Annotated in this window: 23 protein-coding genes and 1 pseudogene; 12 read left to right on the top strand and 12 right to left on the bottom strand. The window is 71.7% G+C overall.

From position 1 onward, the window contains the following. Positions 1-192: 192 nt before the first annotated feature. Together ACZ303_RS12965 and ACZ303_RS12960 are read left to right on the top strand one after the other, a co-directional pair. On the top strand, positions 193-1,653 hold the full coding sequence (locus ACZ303_RS12965) for a cytochrome P450 (RefSeq protein ID WP_467338120.1): 1,461 nt from the start codon (positions 193-195) through the stop codon (positions 1,651-1,653). Beyond that, positions 1,650-2,804 (top strand): terpene synthase family protein, encoded by a 1,155-nt coding sequence (locus ACZ303_RS12960; RefSeq protein WP_467338118.1) that lies wholly within the window; start codon positions 1,650-1,652, stop codon positions 2,802-2,804. Before ACZ303_RS12965 ends, ACZ303_RS12960 begins: the two co-directional genes overlap by 4 nt. 375 nt (positions 2,805-3,179) lie before the next feature. Here ACZ303_RS12960 and ACZ303_RS12955 read toward each other — a convergent pair whose 3' ends face one another. After that, entirely contained in the window at positions 3,180-3,914 is a 735-nt protein-coding gene (locus ACZ303_RS12955; RefSeq protein WP_467338116.1) for a dienelactone hydrolase family protein, read from the bottom strand. Between the two features lie 277 nt (positions 3,915-4,191). Further along, entirely contained in the window at positions 4,192-4,599 is a 408-nt protein-coding gene (locus ACZ303_RS12950; protein WP_467338114.1) for a hypothetical protein, read from the bottom strand. 46 nt (positions 4,600-4,645) lie between these two features. On the opposite strand from ACZ303_RS12950, the pseudogene ACZ303_RS12945 reads away from it, so the two are divergent. Together ACZ303_RS12945 and ACZ303_RS12940 are read left to right on the top strand one after the other, a co-directional pair. Continuing rightward, a pseudogene (locus ACZ303_RS12945) lies at positions 4,646-4,774 on the top strand (MarR family transcriptional regulator); the annotation flags it as partial. 199 nt (positions 4,775-4,973) lie between these two features. Further along, complete coding sequence (locus tag ACZ303_RS12940) at positions 4,974-6,536, top strand: FAD-dependent monooxygenase (protein WP_467338112.1); 1,563 nt, start codon at positions 4,974-4,976, stop codon at positions 6,534-6,536. 90 nt (positions 6,537-6,626) lie between these two features. Here the strand turns inward: ACZ303_RS12940 and ACZ303_RS12935 are convergent, their stop codons facing one another. Both ACZ303_RS12935 and ACZ303_RS12930 read right to left on the bottom strand, forming a co-directional pair. After that, the gene (locus ACZ303_RS12935; protein WP_467338110.1) at positions 6,627-6,842 is read right to left on the bottom strand and encodes a DUF6243 family protein; all 216 of its coding nucleotides are present in this window, start codon (positions 6,840-6,842) and stop codon (positions 6,627-6,629) included. A 339-nt stretch (positions 6,843-7,181) separates the two neighbouring features. Further along, the gene (locus tag ACZ303_RS12930; protein ID WP_467338108.1) at positions 7,182-8,309 is read right to left on the bottom strand and encodes a magnesium and cobalt transport protein CorA; all 1,128 of its coding nucleotides are present in this window, start codon (positions 8,307-8,309) and stop codon (positions 7,182-7,184) included. Positions 8,310-8,455: 146 nt separating this feature from the next. On the opposite strand from ACZ303_RS12930, the gene ACZ303_RS12925 reads away from it, so the two are divergent. Next, the gene (locus ACZ303_RS12925) at positions 8,456-9,571 is read left to right on the top strand and encodes a winged helix DNA-binding domain-containing protein (RefSeq protein ID WP_467338106.1); all 1,116 of its coding nucleotides are present in this window, start codon (positions 8,456-8,458) and stop codon (positions 9,569-9,571) included. A gap of 9 nt (positions 9,572-9,580) precedes the next feature. Here ACZ303_RS12925 and lysA read toward each other — a convergent pair whose 3' ends face one another. From lysA to ACZ303_RS12910, 3 genes are all read right to left on the bottom strand, one after another. Continuing rightward, positions 9,581-10,927, bottom strand: coding sequence for a diaminopimelate decarboxylase (gene lysA / locus ACZ303_RS12920; protein WP_467338104.1), 1,347 nt, complete (start codon positions 10,925-10,927; stop codon positions 9,581-9,583). 105 nt (positions 10,928-11,032) lie between these two features. Further along, positions 11,033-11,431 carry an SAV_915 family protein gene (locus tag ACZ303_RS12915; RefSeq protein WP_467338102.1) on the bottom strand — a complete coding sequence of 133 codons (399 nt, stop codon included), beginning with the start codon at positions 11,429-11,431 and terminating at the stop codon, positions 11,033-11,035. Between the two features lie 388 nt (positions 11,432-11,819). Continuing rightward, positions 11,820-12,656, bottom strand: coding sequence for a helix-turn-helix transcriptional regulator (locus tag ACZ303_RS12910; RefSeq protein ID WP_467338100.1), 837 nt, complete (start codon positions 12,654-12,656; stop codon positions 11,820-11,822). A gap of 156 nt (positions 12,657-12,812) precedes the next feature. On the opposite strand from ACZ303_RS12910, the gene ACZ303_RS12905 reads away from it, so the two are divergent. Both ACZ303_RS12905 and ACZ303_RS12900 read left to right on the top strand, forming a co-directional pair. Beyond that, complete coding sequence (locus tag ACZ303_RS12905) at positions 12,813-14,516, top strand: AMP-binding protein (RefSeq protein ID WP_467338098.1); 1,704 nt, start codon at positions 12,813-12,815, stop codon at positions 14,514-14,516. After that, positions 14,513-16,144: an AMP-binding protein gene (locus ACZ303_RS12900; RefSeq protein ID WP_467338096.1), complete on the top strand. Its 1,632-nt coding sequence runs from the start codon at positions 14,513-14,515 to the stop codon at positions 16,142-16,144. Before ACZ303_RS12905 ends, ACZ303_RS12900 begins: the two co-directional genes overlap by 4 nt. A 174-nt stretch (positions 16,145-16,318) precedes the next feature. Here the strand turns inward: ACZ303_RS12900 and ACZ303_RS12895 are convergent, their stop codons facing one another. The 4 genes from ACZ303_RS12895 to ACZ303_RS12880 form a co-directional block, all read right to left on the bottom strand. Next, positions 16,319-17,008, bottom strand: a complete 690-nt coding sequence (locus ACZ303_RS12895; RefSeq protein ID WP_467338094.1) for a hypothetical protein — start codon at positions 17,006-17,008, stop codon at positions 16,319-16,321. Positions 17,009-17,190: 182 nt separating this feature from the next. Beyond that, the gene (gene gcl / locus ACZ303_RS12890; protein WP_467338092.1) at positions 17,191-18,945 is read right to left on the bottom strand and encodes a glyoxylate carboligase; all 1,755 of its coding nucleotides are present in this window, start codon (positions 18,943-18,945) and stop codon (positions 17,191-17,193) included. Further along, positions 18,942-19,841 (bottom strand): 2-hydroxy-3-oxopropionate reductase, encoded by a 900-nt coding sequence (locus tag ACZ303_RS12885; RefSeq protein WP_467338090.1) that lies wholly within the window; start codon positions 19,839-19,841, stop codon positions 18,942-18,944. The genes gcl and ACZ303_RS12885 overlap by 4 nt, the downstream gene beginning before the upstream one ends. Before the next feature lie 49 nt (positions 19,842-19,890). Next, on the bottom strand, positions 19,891-20,769 hold the full coding sequence (locus ACZ303_RS12880; protein WP_467338088.1) for a TIM barrel protein: 879 nt from the start codon (positions 20,767-20,769) through the stop codon (positions 19,891-19,893). Between the two features lie 243 nt (positions 20,770-21,012). Between ACZ303_RS12880 and ACZ303_RS12875 the strand changes: the two genes are divergently transcribed. The 4 genes from ACZ303_RS12875 to ACZ303_RS12860 all read left to right on the top strand — a co-directional run bounded on the left by ACZ303_RS12875 (position 21,013) and on the right by ACZ303_RS12860 (position 23,441). After that, positions 21,013-22,260, top strand: coding sequence for an MFS transporter (locus tag ACZ303_RS12875; RefSeq protein WP_467338087.1), 1,248 nt, complete (start codon positions 21,013-21,015; stop codon positions 22,258-22,260). A gap of 130 nt (positions 22,261-22,390) precedes the next feature. Further along, positions 22,391-22,723, top strand: coding sequence for an ArsR/SmtB family transcription factor (locus tag ACZ303_RS12870; protein WP_467338085.1), 333 nt, complete (start codon positions 22,391-22,393; stop codon positions 22,721-22,723). Between the two features lie 53 nt (positions 22,724-22,776). After that, a complete protein-coding gene (locus ACZ303_RS12865) occupies positions 22,777-23,028 on the top strand; it encodes a YkoF family thiamine-binding protein (RefSeq protein ID WP_467338222.1) in 252 nt (83 codons plus the stop codon). Between the two features lie 74 nt (positions 23,029-23,102). After that, the gene (locus ACZ303_RS12860) at positions 23,103-23,441 is read left to right on the top strand and encodes a helix-turn-helix domain-containing protein (RefSeq protein WP_467338220.1); all 339 of its coding nucleotides are present in this window, start codon (positions 23,103-23,105) and stop codon (positions 23,439-23,441) included. A gap of 53 nt (positions 23,442-23,494) precedes the next feature. On the opposite strand, the gene ACZ303_RS12855 is transcribed toward ACZ303_RS12860, so the two are convergent. Then, the gene (locus ACZ303_RS12855; protein WP_467338083.1) at positions 23,495-23,995 is read right to left on the bottom strand and encodes a hypothetical protein; all 501 of its coding nucleotides are present in this window, start codon (positions 23,993-23,995) and stop codon (positions 23,495-23,497) included. 11 nt (positions 23,996-24,006) lie between these two features. Here ACZ303_RS12855 and ACZ303_RS12850 point away from each other — a divergent pair, with 11 nt between their 5' ends. Then, positions 24,007-24,174, top strand: coding sequence for a hypothetical protein (locus tag ACZ303_RS12850; RefSeq protein WP_467338081.1), 168 nt, complete (start codon positions 24,007-24,009; stop codon positions 24,172-24,174). Positions 24,175-24,871: the final 697 nt, after the last annotated feature.

Here is a 24,871-nt window from a genome sequence, read left to right as displayed (position 1 = left end):
GGGCGGCGTCAGCCTCTCGCGGCGAGACCCGCCCCTCGTAGGGCGTCATGCGTGTTCGCAGCTGGCTTTCAACCCCCCTCACCCGGGCTTGGGGGTGAGGAGCCCCTGTCGGCCACGCGACCTGTAGGCCACGGTGTCGCCGCACGCGCAGGTGTCGGGCGCTCCGGGCTCGCGGTTCGTGAAATTACATGCGTGCGCGAGCAGGCGGAGTCCGGTGCGCCAGTCACCGAGAGTCGCCTATCGAATGCACATAGTTGTATGCTCCGCGCGATAACCATCGGCGATCACCGGGGGAATGCCATGCAGCAGACGGTCCGGAGCTCCCCGGCAGGGCTCCCGTTGCTCGGGCATGCGGGGCGGCTGGTGGTGGATCCGCTGGGTTTCCTGGAGCAGCGGCGCGCCTCGGATCCGGTGGTTGCCTTGCGGCTGGTGGGCCGGGAGTGCTTCCTGGTGAACAGTGCCGAGGCGGCGATGGAAGTACTGGTCTCCCGGCAGGAGCGTTTCGACAAGGGCGGGCCGTTCATGGAGGCGGCTCGGCAACTGGTCGGGAACGGCGTGATCACCTGCAACGCCGAGGATCACCAGGTGCAGCGGCCGGTGATGAAGCCGGCGTTCCATCGCAGCCGGGTCGCGGGCTACGCGGATGTGATGCGTGAGTGTGTGGTGGAGGCCATCTCGCCGTGGCGGGCGGGTCAGGTACTCGATGTCGGTGCCGCGATGTACCAGGTGGCTGCGCTGGTGGTCGCGCGGACGCTGGTGTCGGCGCCGGCCGGGCAGCAGGCGGCGGAGGTGATGGCGGGCGCCCTGCCGCAGCTTCTGCGCGGCCTGCTGCGCCGGATGCTGATCCCGGCCGGCTGGGTCCATCGCGTCCCCACCCCGGCGAACCGGCGCTTCGACCAGGCCCGTGGCCGCCTGGACGAAGCCATCGACGAGGTCATCACCCAGTACCGGCAGCAGGAGCAGAGCCGACAGGACCTGTTGTCGCACATCATGGCCGGTGACGAGGGCAGCGGGCGCCGCCCCGATGACGCCGAGGTGCGCGACCAGGTCATGTCGGTGCTGGCCGCGGGCGTCGAAACCTCCGCCTCGCTGCTCGCCTGGACCTTCCAACTCCTGGCACGCCACCCTGAGATCGAGACGAGGCTGTGGGAAGAAGTCCACGGCGCGTTGGGCGACCGCCCGGTCACCTTCGACGACCTGCCCTCGCTGCCGTACACCAAGCGGCTGCTGACAGAGGTCCTGCGCCTGTACCCGCCCACCTGGCTGCTCAGCCGCATCGTGGTCGAGCCCACCGAGGTCTGCGGATACCGCCTGCCCAAGGGCGCCGACGTCCTCATCAGCCCCTACGCCTTGCAGCGCAACCCCGAGGTCTTTCCCGATCCCCGACGGCTCGACCCGGACCGATGGCTGCCCGAACGCCTCACCACCGCACAACGGCAGTCCTTTCTCGCCTTCGGCGCCGGACGCCGCCGGTGCATGGGCGAGTTCTTCGGCATGACCGAGACCACCCTGGCCCTGGCCACCATCGCCCAGACCTGGCAACTGCGCCCCACCGAGCGGGGGCCTGTCCGCCCTCTTCCGCGTTTCCTGCTCGTTCCCGCCGAACAGCCTCTCCTCCTGCACCGGCGCCAGCCGCGAGGAAGCCGGCGTTGACCACACTCCCCGCCCCCGGCAGGGGCCCGGACGACGCCGCGGAACCAGGCCCGTACCCCAGCTTCCGACTGCCCTCCTTCCCCCGGTTCCAACCCGCACTGCACCGCCCCGGCATCGGCCGCCTCGAAGCCTCCTGCCGCGCCTGGCTGGACGCCAGCCTGCGCCAGGCCCACGACGACTGCCCCCACGCCTTCGAGCACTTCCTCGACCAGCGGACCACCTTGTGGAACCTGCTGGCCTACGCCACCACCGACACCGACCGCACGAAGGTCATCTGCCACTGGATCGACGTCCTGTTCAGCATCGACGACCTCTTCGTCCACGCCCCCGACTCCCGCCTGGAACGCCTGGGTCTGCACCAACTGGACGTCCTCTTCGACGACGACCGGGCCGCTCCGCGGACTACCTACCCGCGAGTGCTGGCAGCCTTGAAGGAACGTCTCCGCGCCGGCATGTCAACAGCCTTGTGGGGCCGTTTCGCTCATGAGATGAAGGGGTTCTTCGCAGCCTGCCGCACGGAGCGGGGCTGGCTGCAGGACAGCACGTCTGTCGACCTGGCCGCCTACGAAGGATCGCGGATCAAGAGCGTGGGCGAATGCTGCTTCCCGCTCCTGGAGTACGGGCTCGACACCGACCTCACGCCCCACCTCGCCACCATGCCCGAACTGGGCCGGCTCAACCGCCTGGTGGCCCGCCACTGGATCGGCATCAACGACATCTTCTCGTACCGCAAAGAGCTCTACAGCGGCGACACCATCAACGAGATCACCCTCACCCTCGCCGCCAACGGCGGCAACCTCCAAGCCGCGGTCGACCGCGTCGCCGACACCGTCAGACAGACCGAAGACACGTTCTGCGCCCTCAGCACCCGCGTGCTGGGCACGGCGGCCGGCCAGGGCCCCGTGGTGACGCGATACGTGGAAGCGCTGCGATGGATGATCGCCGGGAACCTCGAGTGGTCCTACATCACTCCCCGCTACAACGGTCACGGCCACATCTGGACCGGCCACACGGACGCCACAGCCATCCTCACGCCACACCGCACCCTCTACCAGCCCGGGCCGGCCCACGTGACCCACGCTGTTACGGCGAAGGCCCCCTACCCGGGCATGGGGGGTGAGGGGGCCCTGTCGGTTACGCGACCGCTGTAGGCGGCGGTGTCGGCGACGGTACCGCCGCCTTCGTCTTCCCGTCCTCGACGCGCTGGACGACCTCGCCGGTACCCATCGTCACCGTGTGGTGCACGATGATCCCGTTCACCGGGCCCCACGGGCCTTGCCATTGCGGTTGTGCGTCCACCGGCCCGGACGCTCCACAACGTGCACACCCTCCTCGCGAAGGGCCGCAAAGCGGTGCCCTTCGACGCCGGCCACAGCTGCACCACCATCACCAGCAACGGCGCCACGAACGAGGACAGGACCAGCCGACGGGTAGCCGCCGAACTGCGGAGGGCCGGTACCTGTCCTCGATGAGCGGCAGGCCGGCCGACATCAGCTACCGTCCGCTGCCGGCCTGACGGCCCGGCCTCACTCCAGATGCCGGGTGAAGAACTGGGCCGCGGCGTCCCCCGCGAACTGCGGGACGCCGGTGTGCCCGCCGAGATGGGCGTGCAGGGACTTCTCTTTGGAGCTGAAGGAGTCGAACAGGTCCAGGGCCGCCTGCCGGTCGTTCCCTTCGTCGTCCCACTGCAGCAGGACGTGCAGTGGAATGGTGACCTGCCGGGCCTCCTCGAACAGGGCGCGAGGCACGAGACTCCCGGCGAACAGAACGGCGGCCGAGATGCGAGGCTCGACCACCGCCAGCCGGATGCCGATGGAGATCACTCCCCCCGAGTACCCGACCGGGCCGCCGATCCCGGGCAGCGAAAGGAGGGCGTCCAGGGCGGCTTGCCATTCCGGGACCGCCTTGTCGACCAGCGGGAGGACGAGGGCGTCGACGATCTCGTCGCTGACCGGTTCGCCGGCCTCCATCGCCCGGCGCAGGTCGGCGCGGGCCTGCTCGGCGGCGGGCCAACGGGGCCGGTCGCCGCTTCCGGGGAGCTCGATGGTGGCCGTGGCGAAGCCCTCCGCCGCGGCGTGCCGGGCCCGGGCCACCAGCCGGGGGTACATCTTGCGCAGCCCCAGAGGAGGGTGGCCGAGCAGGATCAGTGGCGCCGGTGCGGATGCGGATGCGGGTGTCCACAGGATGCCGGGGATCTCACCGAGGGTGAATTCGCGTTCGAGGACGCCGTCGTCGAGGCGCTGCTCGGAAGTGAAATGCATGGTCGTGCCTTTCGGGAGTGCACTGGAACGGCGCTCCCGGACGACCTGCCTATCGCCCGACCGTGACCCCGGAGGGGAGCACCCATGTCGATACTGCGTTCACGGGTACCACCTCCTCGATCTCTCGCACGGCCTCCGGAAAAATGTAGCGGTGGTCGCCGGCGTCCGCCAAACGGCTTTTTGAGGAATCACCGTGGCCGGATGCCAACGGAGACACTACGCAGAGCTACGCGGGACGGACCGCATGCGTTCTGCTTCGTTACTTGCACGGCGGATCCTACGGCGCCCCCTTCTCACCCGGCAGGATCCTCAGCGCGCCCACTCCGGTGACGCCTCCCAGCCCCGGCGGCGTCAGACACGCCATCGGGGACTCCGCAGGCAGCATCCGGACCGTGCGGTGCGCCGTGCCGCCCGCGCCGAGACCCTCCGTCACCCGTCCCGTGAGCGTCACGACCATGACGCCCGCGACCCGGACGGCGATCGACTCCCCGTAGACGATCACCGACTTCCGGCCGTCGGCGTAGCGCGCCCGCTCCCGTACACGAGGGGAGTTCACCGTCACGCACGAGGCGGCGGGCGACTCTCCCACGCTGTGCCCGGCCGCCGGGACCGGCGTCCGTCCGAGCCCATGGCAGCTGTAGTCGCTGACGGCCTTGAGGGACGCCTGCTTCGGCAGAAGGGTCAACCCCGGGCTGTACGTGGTGTTCTCCGCCCCCTCGCAGGCGATCACCTTGCCGGGTTCCGAGGCCGGCGCCGACGCCCGCGCCCTGGCCCACTACGCCGCCCGCGGCGTCCTGGAGCACGCCCTGACCCGGCACGGCATCACGTTCCAGCAGCAGATCGCCCTGCGCCCGACCGCCTGATCGCCCGACCACCTGATCGAGCCGATCGAGGACCGGCCGGGACACCGGCGGGAGGCGGGTGAGGTAGCCGGGCAAGAGCGCGGACGGCCCGTTCCCCCTCCGTCCTCGCGGGGCCGGTCCCTTGACATCGCGGCGCCTGTTGTGGCTGGTCAGGGCGGTGAAAGGGCCTTTTTGACCCTCAGTCATAGTGGGCGCCATGAACTATGACGTAGTAGTGGCCGGAGGCGGCCCGGTCGGACTGATGCTGGCCTGTGAGCTCCGGCTCGGAGGCGCGCGGGTGGCCGTCCTGGAGCGCCTCACCGAAGTGAACCCGACGATCAAGGGCGGGGCGATCACCACGCCCAGCGCCGAGGCGCTCTACCGCCGGGGCATGCTGCCCGCGCTGGCCGAGGTGCAGCAGCAATCGATGGACCGTTTTTACGCGTTCATGCGCGAGCGCAACGGCGGGGACGGAGGCAGGACTGCGAACCAAGGGCTCGGGTTCGTCGGGCACTTCGCCGGGATCATGCTGCGCGCCGACCTGGTCGACCGTACGGAGCCGGGCCTCGGCGACGCCGGGCCCGCCGCCGATATCGCTCTCGTGGCGCAGCAGGACATCGAGCGGCTGCTCGGCGAGCGGGCGGACGAGCTCGGCGTCGACGTGCGCCGGGGGGTGGAGCTGACCGGCTTCGAAGCGGACGAGGAGGCCGTCACCGTGCGGACGAGCGCCGGGCCGATACGCGCCGGCTGGCTCGTGGGCTGCGACGGCGGCCGCAGCACGGTCCGCAAGCTCGCGGGGTTCGAATTCCCCGGTACGGACCCGGAGATCACCTGTCACCAGGCGGTCGTGGAGATGACCGGCGCCGAGGACCTGGAGGTCGGCTGGGCCGCCACGGATACCGGGGTGTACGCCCACGGGCCGATGCCGGGCCGCATCGTCACCGTGGAGTTCGACGGCCCGCCGGCCGACCGGGACGCGCCGGTCACCATCGAGGACCTTCAGGCGCGGCTGCGCCGCGTATCCGGCGTGGACGTCACGATCACCGAGGTGCGGACCGCGACCCGCTTCACCGACCACGCCCGCCAGGTCACCGAGTACCGCAAGGGCCGGGTGCTGCTGGCGGGCGATGCGGCGCACGTGCACTCCGCGTTCGGGAGCCAGGGGCTGAGCCTGGGGATCGGGGACGCGATGAACCTCGGCTGGAAGCTCGCCGCGGTGATCTCCGGCCGGGCGCCGGAAGGGCTGCTGGACACGTACACCTCCGAGCGGCACCCGGTCGGCGCGCAGATCCTGGACTGGACCCGGTCCCAGGTCGCGGCCATGCGCCCGGACCCGCAGTCGAGGGCCCTGCGCGAGATCGTCAGCGACCTGGCGGAGACGGTCACGGGCACCACGTACCTCACCGCGCGGCTCAACAGTGCCGGGGTGCGGTACGAGCTGCCGGGCGAGCACCCGCTGACCGGCCGCAGCACCCCGGACCTCGAACTCACCGACGGCACCCGCCTCGCGGACCATCTCCACGGCGGCCGGGCGCTCCTGCTCGACCTCACCGACGACCCGGAGCTCCGCGCCCTCGCCGCGGGGTACGCCGACCGCGTCGACACCCTGACGGCCGGCTGCCCGTCCCGCCCGGAACTGGCGGCGGTCCTCGTCCGTCCGGACGGCTTCACGGCCTGGGCGGCCGACGCGGGGGCGCAGGCGCCGACGTCGACGGCCGGGCTGGCGGAGGCGCTGGAGGAGTGGTTCGGAGTGCCAGAGGATGCGGTGACGCCGGGCTGATCCGCCGCTCGCCTGACTACGGCAGGGCCCGGACCGCGCGTCGCGGTCCGGGCCCTGCCCTGTGCGGTGCCGCCCTGCGGAGGCGGTACGTCAGCTCTCGGCGGTGTCGTCGCTCGCCTGCCCGGCGCCCTCAGCTGCGGCTGCCTTCTCGCGCATCTTGCGCACCAGCTCGGCCTTCTGGTCGGCGGCACTCTGGCGGTCGCGGTTGCGGTGCGGACCGTTGTTCTGCCGTTCGGCGCGGGACAGCTTCTTGCGCTGGCCGCCGCCCTGGCCTATGGGGTTGTTGACGTTCTTGCTGTCGGTCACGGGTTCTCCCGGCAAATGAGGTGAAGTGATCTACGGATTTATCGGTGGGGGACGGGCGCGGCGACCTCGAAGGACGTCAGCAGGGGCCCGTCACGCTCTCACTCGTAAATCGGCGTCTGGAAGAACATGACAAAGACGTTACCCGGTTCCGGCGGCCCCGCACGCCAAGCATTTCGCCGACCCGGCGTCGGCCGGGCCTCCGGCGAGCGCCCGGCTCCGGCCCGGGAGGGGCAGCGGCAGAGTGTGGGGGAGTGCCCCGCGGATTCTCCCCAGAGGGCCCGGGAGCCTGCTTCTTGAGGGTGGCAAACACTAAGTTGATCAAGAGTGCCGAGCTGCGTTCTACAGCCAGTCGCGCTTCTTGAAGATGACGTAGAGGCTGACGCAGACCACCGCCATCAGCAGGATCGCGAAGGGGTAGCCCGCCGCCCAGTGGAGTTCCGGCATGGTTTCGAAGTTCATGCCGTAGATCGTTCCCACCAACGTGGGTGCAAAGAGGATGGCGGCCCAGGCGGAGATCTTCTTGATCTCCTCGTTCTGTTCGAAGCCCGCCTCCGCCAGCGCCCGCATTTCCGCGTTCTGCTGCTGGGTGACCAGGGTGGCGTTGACCGCGAGGATGTCGGCGAGGGCCGAGCGGAAGCCGTCGACGCGTTCGCTGGTGTGGGTGACGTGGTCGGCGACGTCGCGCAGGTAGCGCTGGAGTTCGTCGCCGGTGCCGTATTTGGCGAAGCCTGCCATGAGGCCGTTCAGCATGCCGACCAGGGGGCGGGTGGCGCGCTGGAACTCCACCATTTCGCGGGCCAGTTCGTAGATGCGGCGGGAGACCGCCGGGTCGCCGCCGAAGACCTCGGTCTCGATCTCGTCGATGTCGTTCTGGACGCCCGCGACGACCGGGGCGTAGCCGTCGACCACCGCGTCGAGGATCGCGTAGAGCACCGCCTCCGGGCCCAGGGCCAGCAGCTCCGGCGTGGCCTCCATGCGGGCGCGGACCGCGGAGAGGTCGGGGGCCGCGGCGTGCCGGACGGTGATCACGAAGTCGGGGCCGACGAAGAGGTGGAGCTCGCCGAAGTCGACCTCCTCGGGGGCGTCGAGGTAGCGGGCGGCGCGCAGGACGACGAAGAGGGTGTCGCCGTAGCGCTCCAGCTTGGGCCGCTGGTGGGCTTCGAGCGCGTCCTCGACGGCGAGCGGGTGCAGGTCGAACTCCTCGGCGAGGGAGAGGAGTTCGCGCTCGGTGGGGCGGTGCAGGCCGATCCAGGCCATCGCGTCGGGCCGCTCGCGCAGCTGCCGGTAGGTGTCGGACAGCGAGGTCGGGGTGCTCACGCGGTGGCCGTCGCGGTAGACGGCGGCCTGGACGACGCTCCCGTCACCGTTCGCCGGACCGGCCGCCTGCGGCTCGGCGCTGTCCGACCCCGGCCACAGGGAGTGCTTCTTCGGCGCGGGCCGACGACGGCGCGGAGGGTTCTCGGGCATGGGGGTACGCTCCCGCTCGCTCGTCCCCGGCCGGATCACCGAGTCATCTGATCACTGGATTACAGAACAGGGTATACGGACCGAATTGCGGCACCTGAACAGAGGCCAGGACCGTTTCTGTCGGTCATCTCTCCTAACGTGATCACATGACGACGAACGGGTCCCCAGTGCTGACCGTACGTGCCCTCAATCGCGCTCTCCTGGAGCGACAGCTGCTGCTCCGCCGCGCCGGGCTGTCCCCGCTCGACGCCGTCGAACACCTGGTCGGCCTCCAGGCGCAGTCGCCGATGGACCCCTACTACGCGCTCGCCGCCCGCCTCGACGGCTTCGACCCCGAGGAGCTGTCCGGCCTCCTGGCCTCCCGGGCCACCGTCCGCATCGCCGTCATGCGCTCCACCCTCCACCTCGTCAGCGCCCGCGACTGCCTCGCCCTGCGCTCCCTGTGCCAGCCGGTGCAGGAGCGCGCCTTCCGCGGCAACCAGGGCAAGCGCCTCTCCGGCGTGGACCTCGACCGCGTCGCCGCGCTCGCCCGCGAGCTCGTCGCCGGGCGCCCGTACACCTTCCACGAGCTCGGCCAGGAGCTCGCCGCGCACTGGCCCGACAGCGCGCCGCAGGACCTCGCCATGGCCGCCCGTACGCTGCTGCCGCTCGTACAGGTGCCGCCGCGCGGCCTGTGGGGTCGCGGCGGGCCGGCCGCGCACACCACCACCGCGATCTGGCTGGGCCACGAGCCCGACCCGCGCCCCGACGCGGGCGCCGCCCTGCGCCGCTACCTCGCGGCGTTCGGCCCCGCGTCCGTGAAGGACATGCAGAAGTGGTGCGGCCTGACCGGGCTCCGCGCGGTCGTCGACGAGCTCCGCCCCGGCCTGCGCACCTTCCGCGACGAGAACGGCACCGAGCTGTTCGACCTGCCCGACGCGCCGCTGCCGGACCCCGACACGGACGCGCCCGTACGCCTTCTGCCCGAGTTCGACAACATCGCGCTCTCCCACGCCGACCGCGCCCGCGTCGTCACCCCCGAGCACCTCCGCCGCGTCTGGCGCGTCAACCGTGCCGCGCCCACCGTCGTCCTCGACGGATTCATCCGCGGCACCTGGCGCCTGGACCGGACGCCGGAGAGCACGACGCTGCGCGTCGAGCCCTTCGAGCGGATCCGCCCGGCGGACCGGCGCGCGCTGGAGGAGGAGGCGGCCCGGGTGCTGGCCATGGCCGCGCCCGGTACCGCGCACGACGTACGCGTCGCCGCACCCGCCACCGGCTGACCTCGGCGCTCACTCCCCGACGTCGCGCCTGCGCAGGTCCTCCAGCGTCTCCCGGCGTACGAGCAGCCGGGCGCGGCCCTCCGACACGGCGACCACCGGCGGCCGGCCGACGAGGTTGTAGGCCGAGGACATCGACAGGTGGTACGCGCCGGACGCCGGGACGGCCAGTACGTCACCGGGCCGGACGTCCGCCGGCAGCGGCACGTCCTCGGCGAGGACGTCCCCCGCCTCGCAGTGCCGGCCCACCACGGTCACGGTCCGCGACGGCCCGGCGGAGGCGCGGCCCACGAGGCGGACGGTGTAGCGCACCCCGTACAGCGCGGGGCGCGGGTTGTCGCTCATGCCGCCGTCCACGGCGACGAAAGTGCGCTCGCCCGTGCACTTGACCGCCAGGACCCGATAGAGCGCGACGCCCGCCGGGCCGGCGATCCAGCGCCCCGGCTCCACCGTCAGCCGGGGCACCGGAAGGTCGAAGCGCGCGCACTGCAAGGCCAGTTCGCCGCCCACCCGGTCGGCGTACGCGCGCGGCGAGAGGGCCGGGTCGCCGGCGCGGTAGGCGATGGCGAAGCCACCGCCGAGGTCGAGCTCGGGGAAGGTGACCCCGTGCCGGTCGCGGAGCCGGGCCAGCAGCGGTACGAGCCGCCGCACCGCCTCCACGTACGGGCCGAGGTCGGCGATCTGCGAGCCGAGGTGGCAGTGCAGGCCGACCAGTTCGAGCCGGGGCTGGCCCAGGATCCGCGCCACCGCCTCCTCGGCCTCGCCGCCGGCGATCGGCAGCCCGAACTTCTGGCCCTCCACCCCGGTCCGTACGGCCGTGTGCGCGCCCGCCGCCACGCCCGGAACGACCCGCACCAGCACCCGCTGGCGGAACCCCGCCGGTACGAGCGCCGCCAGTCGGGCGATCTCGCCGGTGCCGTCGATGACGACGCGGCCCACGCCCAGGCGCAGCGCGGCCCGCAGGTCGCCGGGGCTCTTGGCGTTGCCGTGCAGCACGATCCGTTCGGCGGGGAAGCCGCTGAGCGCGGCGAGTTCCAGCTCCCCGGCGGAGCAGACGTCCAGGGACAGGCCCTCCTCGTCGATCCAGCGGATCATCGCGCGGGAGAGGAACGCCTTGCCGGCGTAGGCGACGTCGGCGTGCGGCAGGGCCGCGCGCCAGGCGCGGGCCCTGTCCCGTACCTCGTCCTCGTCGATGACGTAGGAGGGCGTGCCGAAGCGGTCGGCGAGCTCGGCGAGCGGCACCCCGCCGATGGCCAGGTCGCCGGAGGGCAGGGCCTGGGCCGAGGCGGGCCAGACGGGGGCGCGGGAGGGCTCGTCGGGCGGCGGCGGTACGGATACGGGGGCGAGCGGCAGTGACACGGGGGCCTCCTACGGGGGTGAGAGGGGATGCGAGGCGAGGGGGCGGGCGCACGGCATCCGCTGATGTGCGGGGGCGCGGGCCGGGGCCGGTACGCCCGCTCCGCCCTACCCGGGAGGCGTCGGCAGCGCGCCGGTGCGCTCCACCGGGACCGGCTTCACCGGCGGGGCGGTCAGCTGGGGGTCGACGGAGACGAGCTCGACGCCGAGGGGTTCGGCCAGGGCGCGTACGGCCGGCAGGGCCAGGCGGATGGCGGGCTGGCCGGGGCCCAGAATGTCCGAAAGCCGTCGCTCGGTGGTGAAGGCGACGGCGGTCCGGGCGCCGAGGGGGGAGCGGAAGACCCGCAGGGCGTAGCCGTCGGCGCAGGGCCGCACGGGCACGTACAGCGGCCGCGCCGGGGCGGTGCCGGCGGGATGGGATGGTTCGGAGGGCTCTCCGTCGTCGGCCTGCGGGCTGTCCACGGCGGCGATGGCCGCGGCTTCCGCGGGGGTCCGGCTCAGATGCATGACGGTCCTCGGAGGGTGTCGGGTGGGGTGCGGCCGCGGTGCGGCCCGCTCACGCTATGCCCGGCCGGCACCGCGCCCACCGCTTCATTGACAGTCCGTTGACCCTGAGTGCCATGGCTTTGACGGTACTTTGACGGGGCGTGGGCGGCGAGGGCCTTTCCCCCCTACCCGCCCCTTCCCGCTGTATCGATGTGCGGCTCCGCCGCGCGGGGGGCTCCGCCCCGGGCCCCGGTCCTCAATGGCCGGACGGGCTGGATGTGGCCGGGCTGGATTTTCCAGCCCGGCTGGCGGCACCTCCCAGCGGTAGCTGGGGGAGATCGAGGACATCAGTGACCCGCGCCCACCACGAACCGCCACGCCCCGAACCGCCAAGGCACAGCGCCCGGCGTCACGGCAACACCCCCACCCTCCGCGCCGCCACCACCGCCTCCATGCGCGTATGCGCCCCCAGCTTCCGCATCCCCGAACGCAGGTAGCTCTTGACCGTCTCCGGGCGCAAGCCCAGCCGTTCCGCGGCCGCCGCGTTCGTGGCACCCGATGCCACGCACACGAGGACGTCGACCTCGCGCGGCGAGAGCTCGACGCGCGGACCCGCCGCCGGTCCGGGACCCGCCCCGGCCGCCGCCAGGCGCCGGCACGCGGCGAGGAGGTCCTGGCGCAGGAGCGGGTCGGTGACGCGGTGGGCCAGGGCGCGGAGTTCGCCGTGGGCCTCGCGGACCTCCTCCCACATCGCGGGGTCCGCCGTGGTCGGCTGGTGGGCCACCGACAGCAGCCGCGCCACCTCGTCCTGCACGGCCAGCGCCTGCTCCAGCTCACGCGCCACGTCGACCGCGGCGGTCAGCGACCGGTCGCCGAGCGCGAGCGGCCGCCGCAGCGCGCCGTAGAGGACGCCGCGCACCCGGCCCCGTACGACCACGGGCACCGCCAGCACCGAGCACAGCCCCTCCGCCTCCACCGCCGCGTCGTACTCGTGGGTGATGACGTGCGAGGACTGGTAGTCGGTGACCGACATCGGGCGCGCCAGGGCGGCCGCCTTGCCGCCCAGGCCGCTGCCCGTGCGGATCGCCAGGCCGCGCAGCACCGGCGTCGTCGTCCCGGTCATGTCCGATATGCGGAACTGTCGCGCCCCCACGAGCAGTCCGCCGAAGGCGACCGGCAGCCCGGCGCCCTTGCGCATCCGCAGCAGCGCCGCCCGTACCTCGGCCGCGCCGTCCGGATCTCCCATCGCTGCCTCCCCGGTCCTGGACGCGAAGCCGGAATCTCCGTATCCAATGAAATGCGGCCACCCCCGTCCGGGGGTGGTGAGACTCGGATCACCGTCGCACGATGCTAACCAGCGGGCCGGCGACGCGCCCCGTTCACTGGAGGACATGTGACGTCTATGAGCCTGACGGACACGGACGGGCCGAGCGCCGCCGCGGCGCGCTTCCGGGCGGCGCGGGACTTCCTGCTCGTGCACCGCGACGACTACCCCACCGCGTACGAGGGCTTCGTCTGGCCCCGGCCCCGCGAGTTCAACTGGGCGCTCGACTGGTTCGACGCCATCGCCGAGGACAACGACCGCACCGCCCTGTGGATCGTCGAGCCGGACGGGGCGGAGACCAAGCTGTCCTTCGCCGCTCTGCGCCGCCGCTCCGACCAGGTCGCCAACTGGCTGCGCGCACAGGGCGTACGGGCCGGCGACCGCGTCGTCGTCATGCTCGGCAACCAGGCCGAACTGTGGGAGACCGCGCTGGCCGCGATGAAGCTGCGCGCCGTCGTCATCCCCGCCACCCCGCTGCTGGGCCCCGCCGACCTCGCCGACCGCATCGAGCGCGGCCGCGCCGCCCATGTGCTCGTACGGGCCGAGGACACCGGGAAGTTCGCGGACGTGCCCGGCGACTACACCCGCATCGCGGTCGGCGGCGCGGCCGACCGGCCCGCCGCGCCCTGGCTCGCCTACGAGGATTCCGCGCACGCCGACGAGACCTTCGTCCCCGACGGCCCCACCCGCGCCGACGACACCCTCCTTCTCTACTTCACCTCCGGTACCACCGCTCAGCCCAAGCTCGTCGAGCACACCCACATCTCCTACCCCATCGGCCACTTGACGACGATGTACTGGATCGGGCTGCGCCCCGGCGACGTCCACCTCAACATCTCCTCGCCCGGCTGGGCCAAGCACGCCTGGTCCAGCCTGTTCGCCCCCTGGAACGCCGAGGCCACCGTCTTCGTCCACAACTACGCCCGCTTCGACGCCGCCCGCCTGATGGCGGAGATGGGCCGGGCGCGCGTGACGAGCTTCTGCGCACCGCCCACCGTGTGGCGCATGCTCATCCAGGCCGACCTCGGCGCGCTGCGCACCCCGCCGCGCGAGGCCGTCGCCGCGGGCGAGCCCCTCAACCCCGAGGTCATCGAGACCGTGCGGCGGGCCTGGGGCGTGACGATCCGCGACGGCTTCGGGCAGACCGAGACCTCCGTGCAGATCGCCAACCCGCCCGGCCTGCCCCTCAAGACCGGCTCCATGGGCCGCCCCAGCCCCGGATACCGCGTCGTCCTCCTCGACCCCACCACCGGCGAACCCGCCGAGGAGGGCGAGATCGCCCTGGACCTCTCCGCACGGCCGGTGGGCCTGATGACCGGCTACGCCGGCGACCCCGAGCGCACCGCCGAGGCCATGGCCGGCGGCTACTACCGCACCGGCGACATCGGCTCCCGCGACGCCGAGGGCTACATCACCTACATCGGCCGTGGAGACGATGTGTTCAAATCCAGCGACTACAAGGTCTCCCCATTCGAGCTGGAGAGCGCGCTCCTCGAACACGAGGCCGTCGCCGAGGCCGCCGTCGTGCCCGCCCCCGACCCGCTGCGGCTGGCCGTGCCCAAGGCGTACGTCGTCCTCGCCGAGGGCTGGGAGCCCGGACCGGAGACGGCCAAGGCCCTCTTCGCCCACTCACGTGCCACGCTCGCGCCCTACAAGCGCGTACGGCGCCTGGAGTTCGCCGAGCTGCCCAAGACCGTGTCCGGCAAGATCCGCCGCGTCGAACTGCGCGAGCACACCGTGCGGGGCGGCGGTACCGAGTACCGAGAGGAAGACCACCGGTGAGCACACCCTCGTACACGGCAGGGAGCCACACCATCCCGCTGATCGACGACACGATCGGCGCCGACCTGGCCTTCACCGTCGAACGCTTCGGCGACCGCGAGGCGCTGGTCGACGTGGCCAGCGGCCGGCGCTGGACCTACGCGGAGTTCGGCCGGGCCGTCGAGGAGGTCGCGCTCGGGCTGCTCGCCAAGGGGGTGGCGAAGGGCGACCGGGTCGGGATCTGGGCGGTCAACTGCCCCGAGTGGGTGATGGTCCAGTACGCCACCGCCCGCGTCGGCGCCATCATGGTCAACGTCAACCCCGCCTACCGCGTCCACGAGCTGGGATACGTCCTGCGGCAGGCCGGCATCAGCGTGCTCATCGCCTCCACCGAGCACAAGACCAGCGACTACCGGCGCATGGTCGAGCAGGTCCGCGCCGACTGCCCGGCGCTGCGCGACGTCGTCTACATCGACGACCCCACCTGGGCCGGCCTCATCAGCCTCGGCGAGGGCGTGGCCTGCCAACGGCTCGCCGAACGCGAGGCGCAGGTCAGCTGCTACGACCCGGTCAACATCCAGTACACCTCGGGCACCACCGGCTTCGCCAAGGGCGCCACCCTCTCCCACCACAACATCCTCAACAACGGCTACTTCGTGGGGGAGCTCCTCGGCTACACCGAAGCCGACCGCGTCGCCCTGCCCGTGCCCTTCTACCACTGCTTCGGCATGGTCATGGGCAACCTCGCCATCACCTCCCACGGCGCCTGCGCGGTCATCCCGGCCCCCGCCTTCGACCCCGTCGCCACCCTGCACGCCGTCGAGCGCGAGCGCTGCACCTCGCTCTACGGCGTGCCCACCATGTTCATCGCCGAGCTCGACCTCCCCGACTTCGCCACCTACGACCTCTCCTCGCTGCGCACCGGCATCATGGCCGGCTCGCCGTGCCCGGAAGAGGTGATGAAGCGGGTGGTCACCGAGATGCACATGTCCGAGGTCGCCATCTGCTACGGGATGACGGAGACCTCACCGGTGTCCACCCAGACCCGGCGCGACGACGACCTGACGCGCCGCACCGGCACCGTGGGCCGGGTCCTGCCGCACATCGAGGTGCGGATCGCCGACCCCGACACCGGCGAGACGGTCGGCCGCGGCGAGCCCGGCGAGCTGTGCACCCGCGGCTATTCGGTGATGCTCGGCTACTGGGACGACCCGGAGCGCACCGCCGAGGCCGTCGACGCCGACCGCTGGATGCACACCGGTGACCTCGCGGTGATGGACGAGGACGGCTACGTACGGATCGTCGGGCGCATCAAGGACATGATCATCAGGGGTGGGGAGAACGTCTACCCGCGGGAGATCGAGGAGTTCCTGCACACGCACCCCAAGATCTCCGACGTCCAGGTCATCGGCGTCCCCGACGAGCGCTACGGCGAGGAGATCATGGCCTGCGTCATACTGCGCGACCCCGCCGAGACGCTCGGCCGCGACGAGCTCGCCCGTTACTGCCGCGGGCGGCTCGCGCACTACAAGGTCCCGCGCCACGTACGGATCCTGGAGTCGTTCCCCATGACGATCAGCGGCAAGGTCCGCAAGGTGGAGCTGCGCGAGCAGGCCACGGCGGTCCTGGCGGCGGCCGAGGGCTCCTAGGGCGCCTCGACGGCGCCGAGAGGGAGCTCTCGGAAGGCGCCGCGAGGGGAATTGGAGGGCCCGCGATCCCCCGTCCGTCTCGCGGGCCCATACGGAGTCTCCGCCCTCGGAGGGGCAACTGGCCATGGGATGGGGGGAGTTCAGAGGATAACTTGAGGTTGGCGGTGCGCCGGATCACACCGGACCCCGTTCGACCAGCTCGTCGGCCGGGGCGTTGAGCGGCTGCGGAGTGCCGGTCAGGTCCATCACGAACAGCGGCAGGCGCAGCTCGTCCGCCCGGTCGCGGGCGTCGCGCTCGTAACCGGCGAGGGAGAAGAAGACACCGGTCGCGGAGTCGATCAGACCGTGCAGCCACAGACACTCGACGGCCCGCAGGGGCGAGGGCAGGGTCGTGGGGTCGACGCGGGAGACCAGAGCGACGCCGCGCAGGTCGACGCCGGCCTCGGCGGGGTCGCCGGGGCGGGTGACGCCCGAGAAGCCCAGCCAGGTCAGATAGCGCTCGGCCGCCACGACCGCGTCGTCCGCGGTCCGGATGGCGACCGGGCGGAACTCGGGGCGCAGCACCGTCGGCGCCGCCTCGCCCACGTCGTCCGAGGGCTCGCGCACCGGCTGGACGGGCAGCCGCACCACCGTGCCGCACGCGCAGCCGAACTCCGGCCGTGGCCACTGGTCCTGCCGGTCGCAGGAGGGGCAGCGCACCGCGACCCACGAGTCGCGCCAGGTGCGGTGGGCCAGCAACTCGGGGGTGGCGTCGGGAAGGACGGGCAGCGTGAGGGGCGTGCCGCACGCGCAGGGGAAGGTGGGCGGGGTGAAGGAGTGCTCCCGACGACACGTCGGGCAGTGAACCGGCACGCTCTTGGCCATATTCGGCTCCAGCAACGGGTCCGTAGGGTAGGAGTACGGGCCCATCGTCCACGATGCCGGCGCGCTGGGGGAGCGAATGGCCAAGGCTGCGAAGGGTGCCCGGGAGCCGGGTGGGGCGGTGCCGGACGGCGGTGGCGCCTGGGCGCGACAGGACAGATGTCGGCGCCACCGCCGCCCGGGGCTCATGGGGCGGTGGACGCCTCCGGGACCGGCTCGAACTCGCGCACGGAGTCGATGTCCGGGCCGTGCGGTGTGTTCGCCTCGCGCTCGATGAGGATCTCGACCAGGACCGGCCGCGAGGTCGACACGGCCTCCTTGCGGGCCCACTCGATGGCGGGCCGGATGTCCGCCGGCTCCACCACCCGCCGGCCGGCGCAGCCGTACGCCTCCATCAGCTTGACGTGGTCCGTGCCGGTCTCGTCGTAATGGATGTCGACCTGGTAGTTCATGCCGTAGCCCACCGACGCCTGGCGGATCAGCCCGAGGTATTCGTTGTTCAGCATGATCAGGACGTACGGGATGTCGTACTGCGCCGCGACCGCCAGCTCCTCGACCAGGTACTGGAAGCCGTAGTCGCCGACGATCCCGACGACCTCGGTGTCGCCGCGGCCCATGCCCTCCAGCGCCTTCTTCACCCCGATCGCGGCCGGCACCTCCCAGCCGAGCGGGCCCGCCTGACCGCAGACCTGGTAGCGGCGCGGCAGGTGGGCCTTCTGGTGCTGGCCGCCCCAGATCTGGTAGAGGCCGATGGCGGTGACGAAGTACGTGTCCGCGCCGAAGATCTGGTTGATCTCCTTGTAGACGCGGGGCGCCTTCACCGGGACGGTGTCGAAGTCCTCGCGACGGGTGAGGGTGCGCTTGAGGGAGCGGCAGCGCTCCACCCAGGGCCCGCTGTCGGGGGCCGCCCGGCGGGCCCTGGCGGCGCCCAGCAGCGCGGCGAGGAACAGCCGGGCGTCGGAGACGATGCCGAGGTCCGGCTCGATGACCTTGCCCAGCTGGGCGGGTTCGACGTCGACGTGGACGAACGTCCGCTCGCCGCGGTAGACGGCGGTGTCCGCGCCCGTGTGCCGGTCGCCGAAGCGGGCGCCGACCGCGAGGACGAAGTCCGACTCCAGGAAGGAGGCGTTGGCGTACCGCTGGGAGGTCTGGATGCCGGTGGTGCCCATGTTGAGCTCGTGGTCGTCCTCGATGACGCCCTTGCCCATGAGGGTGACCTGGAACGGCACCCGCAGATACTCCACCAGTTCCCGCAGTTCGGCCGACGCCTCGGAGAGGATCACCCCGCCGCCGGCGAGGATCAGCGGCCGTTCGGCGGCCAGCAGCATGTCCAGCGCGGCTTCGACGCGCGGCGGGTGCGGCGCGGCGCGGCTGAGGGGGAGGGGGGCGTCGAGGGCGGGGTCGTAGCGGATCTCGCGGCGGGCGATGTCGACGGGGATGTCGATGAGCACCGGCCCCGGCCGGCCCTCCCGGGCGACGCGGAACGCCTCCCGGAACGCCCAGGGGATCTGCGCGGCCTCCTTGATCTGCACGGCCCACTTGGTGACCGGACGGGCGATCTCCACGATGTCGACCGCCTGGAACGCCTCCTGGTGCAGCTTGGTCGAGACGGCCTGACCGGTGACGCACAGCATCGGGATGGAGTCGGCGAAGGCCGTGTAGAGCCCGGTGACGAGGTTGGTGCCGCCGGGCCCGGAGGTGGCGAGGGCGACACCGACGCGGCCGTTGGTACGGGCCCACCCGTCGGCCATGTGCGTGGCGCCCTCCTCGTGCCGGACGATGAGGTGCTCGATGCCGCCGACGGTCTCCATCGCCTTGTACAGCGGCAGGATCGCGGCACCGGGACAGCCGAAGGCGATGTCGACGCCCTCGTCCTTCATGATGTGCACGGCGGCCTCCATGGCCGGCATCCGTGTCGCGGTCGCCTTCGTCGCCGTCATGACGCCGCCCCCGACAGGCGCTCGACGCCGCGCAGCAGCGCGGAGTGGTCCAGCCCGCCGTCCCCCTGCGCGCGCAGGGCCGCCACCAGGCCGGCGACGACCCCGCCGACGGGGATCGCGGCGCCGACGGCGCGGGCGGCCTCGGTGACGATGCCCATGTCCTTGTGGTGCAGGTCGACACGGAAGCCCGGGGTGTAGTCGCGGCCGAGGAAGTTGTCCCGCTTGCGGCTCAGTACGGCCGATCCGGCCAGGCCGCCGCAGAGGACGTCCAGGGCGGCGCCCAGGTCGACGCCGGACTTCTCCAGGAAGACGACCGCTTCCGCGCACGCCTGGATGTTCACGGCCACGATCAGCTGGTTGGCGGCCTTCACGGTCTGGCCCGCGCCGTGGGATCCGCAGTGCACGACGGTGGTGCCGAGCGCGTCGAAGAGCGGCCGGGCCGCGTCGAAGTCCGCCCGCGCGCCGCCGACCATGATGGACAGCACGCCCTCGACGGCACCGGCCTCGCCACCGGACACGGGGGCGTCGAGGACCCGGACGCCCTTGCCACCGGCGGCCGCGGCCTCGGCGACGGCGGCGGCGGTCCGGGGCGAGACGCTCGACATGTCGATCAGCAGCGTCCCGGGCCCGGCGTGCGCGAGCACACCGTCCTCGCCGAGCACGACGGCCTCGACCTGCGGGTCGGCCGGAAGCATGGTCACGACGACGTCGGCACCGCGCACGGCCTCGGCGACACTCCCGGCGGGCACCCCGCCGGCGGCGGCGAGCCGGTCGAGCTTGTGCGGTTCGAGGGTGTATCCCGTGACGGGGTAACCGGCCTTGATCAGGTGCTCGACCATGGGCGAACCCATGATGCCGAGACCTATCCAGGCGACCTTGGGGGGTGCGGTGGGCATGGGGGAGTCCTTTCCGAGTGGTTGACGGGAGCTGGGCGAGCCGGTGTCCTCAATCGCCGGACGGGCTCGCGGGCACCGCTCGGTGGGCGACCGCTTCCACCCAGCCGAAGCTGTCCGCGCTCGCGGCACGCGGCTTGTACTCCAGCCCCACCCAGCCGTCGTAGCCCGCCTTCGCCAGGTGGGCCAGGAGGGCGGCGATGTCCAGCGCGCCCGTGCCCGGCGCGCCGCGCCCGGGGTTGTCGGCGATCTGGACGTGGCCGGTGAGGTGGACGTAGTCGTCGATCACCGTGTGGAGGTCCTCGCCGGACATGGAGAAGTGGTACAGGTCCATCAGCAACCGAGCGTTGCCCAACCCCGAGGCCGCGTTCACCTTCTCGACGAGCGCGGCCGCCCTGGCCGCGCTGACCAGCGGATAGCGCGGGGACTCGGTCGCGTTGAGCGCCTCGATCAGCAGGACGGCACCGACCCGGTCCGCGGCCCGGGCGGCGCGTACGAGGTTCTCCATGGCCAGCGCGTCCTGCGCGGCGGGTTCGGCTTCCGCGACGCGGTTGCCGTAGAGGGCGTTGAGCGCCGTACAGCCCACGGACGCGGCGAAGTCGGCCGCGACGTCGAGGTTGGCACGGAAGCGGTCCGACTCGGCGCCGGGCAGCGACAGCGCGCCCCGGTCCGGGCCCGGTAGCCGCCCGGCGTAGAAGTTCAGCCCGACGAGCCGGGTGCCGGCGTCCGCCAAGGCCCGTCGCAGGGCGTCGAGTTCGGACCGGTCGGGGACGGGGTCGCCGGGCCAGGGCCACCACAGCTCGACCGCCGCGAAGCCCGCCGCCGCGGCGGCGGCGGGGCGCTCCAGCAGGGGGAGCTCGGCGAAGAGCATCGAGAGGTTGACGGCGAAGCGGTGGTCGCGCCGGTGGGCGGACGGATCCTGGAGACCCATGCGTGCACCTCTTCCATATTCCGTATTGTGGAATCCAAATTCTGTACAACGGAAGCAGGGTGCCTGTGCGCCCGGAGGCGTGTCAAGGGGTCGGGGTGGGTGCTCTCGTATGCCGACTTCCGCATCGCCGGGCCCAAAGGATCAATGGCTGCTACCCTGGTGATGTTCGATGTTTCACGAACTACGAAATTAACGGGCCGGTCCACCTTCCCTGCCCTCGATCACCAGATCGGAGCTCCGTACATGAGCCCCAACTCCCTTCCGCGCGTACGCGAACAGGAGTCGCCTCCGACCGCGGCCGCCACCGCCGACGCGGGCATCGGTCCGGCCGGGCCGGCCACCAGGACCGTCTCGCTGCTGTCCTTCGCCACCATGTTCGTGATCGGAACCGACACGTTCGTCGTCGCCCCGCTGCTGCCCACCCTCTCCGACGGCTTCCACGTCTCCTCGGACGTCTCCGGCTGGATGGTCAGCGCCTACGCCCTGGGGTACGCCCTGTTCGCCCTCGTGGCGGGGCCGATGTCGGACGGGCGCGACCGGCGCGGCGTTCTGCTGTCGGGCCTGGTCGGATTCACCGCCATGACCGCCCTGTGCGGCTTCGCCCAGGGCTTCTGGACGATGGTCCTCTTCCGGTTCCTCGCGGGGGTGAGCGCGGCCTTCGTCTCCCCGCAGATCTGGGCCTCGATCCCCGTCCTGGTGACGCCGGATCGGATCGTCCGGACCATGGGGTCGGCCACGGCCGGCCTCGCCGTCGCCCAGGTCGTCGGCATCCCGCTGGGCAGTTGGCTGGCGGCCGCCTCCTGGCGCGTGCCGTTCTGGGCGATCGGCGGGGCCTCCGCCCTCCTGTGGATCGTCCTCGCGAAGGCGTTCCCCTCCGTCCCCGCACAGTCGGCGAGCGCGCGCGGCGGGATGTTCGGCACGTACGGCACCCTGCTCCGCGACCGCACGCTGAGCCTGTACCTCCTCGCCTATCTCGTCTTCCAGACCGGCAACTTCGGGGCCATCTCCTTCTTCGGCTCCTGGTTCGCCAAGGACTTCGGGCTCGACGTCGGCTCCGTCGGCCTCGCCATGATGGCCCTCGGCCTCGGCAACGCGATCGGCTCGCTCTTCGGCGGCCACCTCATCCGCCGGCTGGGGCAGAACCGCTCCCTGCTCCTCGCGCTGCTCGCGCTGACGGTCCTCTACTGCGTCGTGCCCTTCTCGGTGAACCTCGCCATGGCGCTGGTGACGCTGGCGCTCGTGATGATGGTCGCGGGCTTCGTCTTCCCGATCCTCATGAGCACCCTCCAGGCGCGGGCCGGGACGGCTCGCGGCACGGTCTCCTCCCTCGCCAACGCCGCGATGTACGCGGGCGCGACGGTCGGTGGCGTGGTCGGCGGTGTCCTGCTCTCGAAGGCCGGCGGATTCTTCGGCGTCGCCGCCCTCGCCGTCGCGGCCTACGTGGCCGCCCTGGGCGTCTACGCCCGGGCCGGTGCCTTCCGTACGCGGTGACCGGGCGTCGCCGCCGCCGGCGGAAGCGTGGCGACGGCTTCCGCTACCATGGCCCTGGTTCGTGGAACGTCGAAATAATCCGGGCGCCGGTCCCGGACAGGGCACAAGGGACACCGGCGAGGAGTCGAGCATGCGTGCTGAACTGTTTCACCCCGCCCGGCAGGACATCTCGCTGGACAAGGTGTTGCACGCCCTGAGCGATCCCATTCGCCGCGACATCGCGCGCACGCTGCACGACGAGGGCCCGCGGGTCTGCGGTCAGCTCAGCTATCCGATCGCCAAGTCCACGCTCTCGCACCACTTGAAGGTGCTGCGGGAGTCGGGCCTGATGGCGACCGAGGTCCGGGGCACCTCCAGGGTGGTCACACTGCGGCGCGAGGACATCGGCGCCCGCTTCCCGGGGCTGCTCGACGCCGTCGGGGTGACCGCCCCCGCGCCGGAGGGCGAGCTCTCCGGAGGCTGACGGCCCTCATCGGAGGAAGCCCGGCCCAAGGGCGGCGCTACCGTGGGTTCATGGTGCGATTGAGAGTGGAGTTCACGACCGAACCCTTCGACCTCGACGAGCCCCCGCCGCACGCGGTGGCGGCGCGCGAGGTCGTCCAGGGTGCCGCCCTGGACGCCGTTGACGTCGGCCCGTTCGGCACCAGCGCCGAAGGCCACCCCGACGCCGTGCTGGCCGCCGTGGGCGAGCTGCTGCGCGAGTCCCTCCAGGCGGGGGCCACACGGGTCTCCCTCCAGCTGAACGTCGTAGGGGAGAACGGCTCGTGACCGGCGCCGCCGAGCGGGCCCCCCACGCCGCCGGGCAGGCGTTCCGCGCCGCCGTCAAGCCGCTCGTCGACGCGATGGGCGGCGAGCTGATCGAGCCGGAGCGGGCCCGCGGTGACGACGTGGTGCTGTCGTGGGAGGGGCGCGAGGCGGTGGCCGTGCGGCTGCCGCACCTGTCCGACTCGCTCGACCACATCCTGGCCGACCTGGAGCGCCGGCACGGGATGCCGCTGGCGGAGCTGGACCGCAAGGCCAAGCAGTCCGTCGTGGCCACGCTGGAGGCGCGCGGCGCCTTCGCTGTGCGGCACGGCGTGGAGACCGTGGCCGCGGCGCTGGGCGTCAGCCGCTTCACCGTCTACAACTACCTCAATTACCAAGACGAGCAGCGTGCGAAGCGGCGCGGTGATCAGCAGTGAACGGGATGTGGTGAAGAGGCGGGGCCTACGGCCCCGCCTCTTTCTGCTGTCCATCAGTCATTCAGATAGAGGATCCGAGAGCCCGACCAGCCCCAGTAGCCGGCGAAGGCTCCGCCCCAACCTCCGGCGCGGACCCACAGCTTGCCGTCGGAGCCGAGTTTTCCGGATTCTTTGACCTGAACTTTCGACGAATTGAGGCATTGCGCCTCGACAATCCTCCATGATTCGCTGCTCGAGCCGTATTGGAGGCCCATCCAAGGCTGTGCTGTGCCCGTGCTGTGCGAGCAAGAGCCTTCCAGGGTGCCTGTGAGCGTGTAGGTGCCGTTTTCGCTGCTCGCGTTACCGCGGAACTTCACGTGCCAGTGGCCGGTGCCACCAGCGTAGACGTAGCTCGACTTGGCGTCCTGCGTCTTCGCCGAGGCGGGTGTTGTTGCCCCGGTCACCAGGGTCAACGCGGCCATCAGTGCCGTGAAGAGGTACCTGGAAGACAGCCGTGTCCGGAAACGGAGCCGTGGCTTTGCGACACGGGCTGTACGTGATGCCGATTCGTTCATGAGGTCTCCTGTTGGCACAGGCGTCGCCCGGCAAGTGGCCGGGCGGCGTCTGCTGTTACGTCAGTGCCGAGCCGACGGTGCTGGAGGCGCCGCTGGTGGCGGACTGGACGGCGCTGTTGGCGGTGTCCTTATGGCGCAGGGGTGATGTCACCGTGCATGAAGGGGGCGCGCTGTGCTGAACGGCTGGGTCCAGGGTGGAATCCGCTCGGACTTGTGGCCATCAAATAAATAGCGATGCGATCAGCCTTTGGTCAAACGATCGGGTCGCATATCACCAACGTCTGTACGCACTTGAGGGCGAACAGCAAATGTGCAGGCGGGCAGGTGTGGCGGCTGACGGTGTGCTTCAGCATCACGCGCCATTCAAACCCTTCCAGCCCGTCCGTCTGAGTGAATTCCTTGCCGCGGGCTGTACTGAAATCAGTCGAATGAGTGAGATTTTCGTTCCGCCCGGGTTCGGGCCGCTCAACACGCGCGGCTGGACGGCGGAACAGTTGCCGCGGAGGAGCCCGCGCGACGGGAACGGCTGGACAGCGCGGGCCCCTTTGCCGGGATGCGGTCCCGCCGGGCTACCCGAGGGGCCCCAGGGCCACGACGCCGGCCAGTGTCGCGGCCCAGGCTTGGGCCTGTTCATAGCGCCTTTTGGGGGTCGCTTCGGCGGGCGGTGGTCGCGGCGCGTCCTCGGGCTGCCCGTCCGGGGGGCTCTTGCTGAAGGCTATGACCTCAGGGTCATGCAGCGGTGTCGGTCGGGCATGCAGTGTTACCCCGCTGGGCGTAGCACGCGTGATGGCCGGAGCCGTAGGTCACCTGGGTGACATCCGGGTCGGCCGAGAAGGTGCCCCGAAACGGCGAGTGACCCGCCGCCCGCTGCCCGGC

Source organism: Streptomyces sp. NPDC023527 (assembly GCF_055560115.1).
Note: the sequence above shows the minus strand (reverse complement) of the source record. Positions and strands in the feature narration are given on the sequence as shown.

Bases quoted from the DNA above. Each gene is read 5' to 3' on its own strand.
- ACZ303_RS12925 (WP_467338106.1), top strand. From the start codon at position 8,456: ATGACGACGAACGGGTCCCCAGTGCTGACCGTACGTGCCCTCAATCGC.
- ACZ303_RS12895 (WP_467338094.1), bottom strand. From the start codon at position 17,008: ATGGCCAAGAGCGTGCCGGTTCACTGCCCGACGTGTCGTCGGGAGCAC.
- ACZ303_RS12955 (WP_467338116.1), bottom strand. From the start codon at position 3,914: ATGCATTTCACTTCCGAGCAGCGCCTCGACGACGGCGTCCTCGAACGC.
- ACZ303_RS12855 (WP_467338083.1), bottom strand. From the start codon at position 23,995: ATGAACGAATCGGCATCACGTACAGCCCGTGTCGCAAAGCCACGGCTC.
- ACZ303_RS12885 (WP_467338090.1), bottom strand. From the start codon at position 19,841: ATGCCCACCGCACCCCCCAAGGTCGCCTGGATAGGTCTCGGCATCATG.
- ACZ303_RS12860 (WP_467338220.1), top strand. From the start codon at position 23,103: ATGGGCGGCGAGCTGATCGAGCCGGAGCGGGCCCGCGGTGACGACGTG.
- ACZ303_RS12880 (WP_467338088.1), bottom strand. From the start codon at position 20,769: ATGGGTCTCCAGGATCCGTCCGCCCACCGGCGCGACCACCGCTTCGCC.
- ACZ303_RS12940 (WP_467338112.1), top strand. From the start codon at position 4,974: ATGAACTATGACGTAGTAGTGGCCGGAGGCGGCCCGGTCGGACTGATG.
- ACZ303_RS12910 (WP_467338100.1), bottom strand. From the start codon at position 12,656: ATGGGAGATCCGGACGGCGCGGCCGAGGTACGGGCGGCGCTGCTGCGG.
- ACZ303_RS12870 (WP_467338085.1), top strand. From the start codon at position 22,391: ATGCGTGCTGAACTGTTTCACCCCGCCCGGCAGGACATCTCGCTGGAC.
- ACZ303_RS12875 (WP_467338087.1), top strand. From the start codon at position 21,013: ATGAGCCCCAACTCCCTTCCGCGCGTACGCGAACAGGAGTCGCCTCCG.
- ACZ303_RS12905 (WP_467338098.1), top strand. From the start codon at position 12,813: ATGAGCCTGACGGACACGGACGGGCCGAGCGCCGCCGCGGCGCGCTTC.
- ACZ303_RS12915 (WP_467338102.1), bottom strand. From the start codon at position 11,431: ATGCATCTGAGCCGGACCCCCGCGGAAGCCGCGGCCATCGCCGCCGTG.
- gcl (WP_467338092.1), bottom strand. From the start codon at position 18,945: ATGACGGCGACGAAGGCGACCGCGACACGGATGCCGGCCATGGAGGCC.
- ACZ303_RS12930 (WP_467338108.1), bottom strand. From the start codon at position 8,309: ATGCCCGAGAACCCTCCGCGCCGTCGTCGGCCCGCGCCGAAGAAGCAC.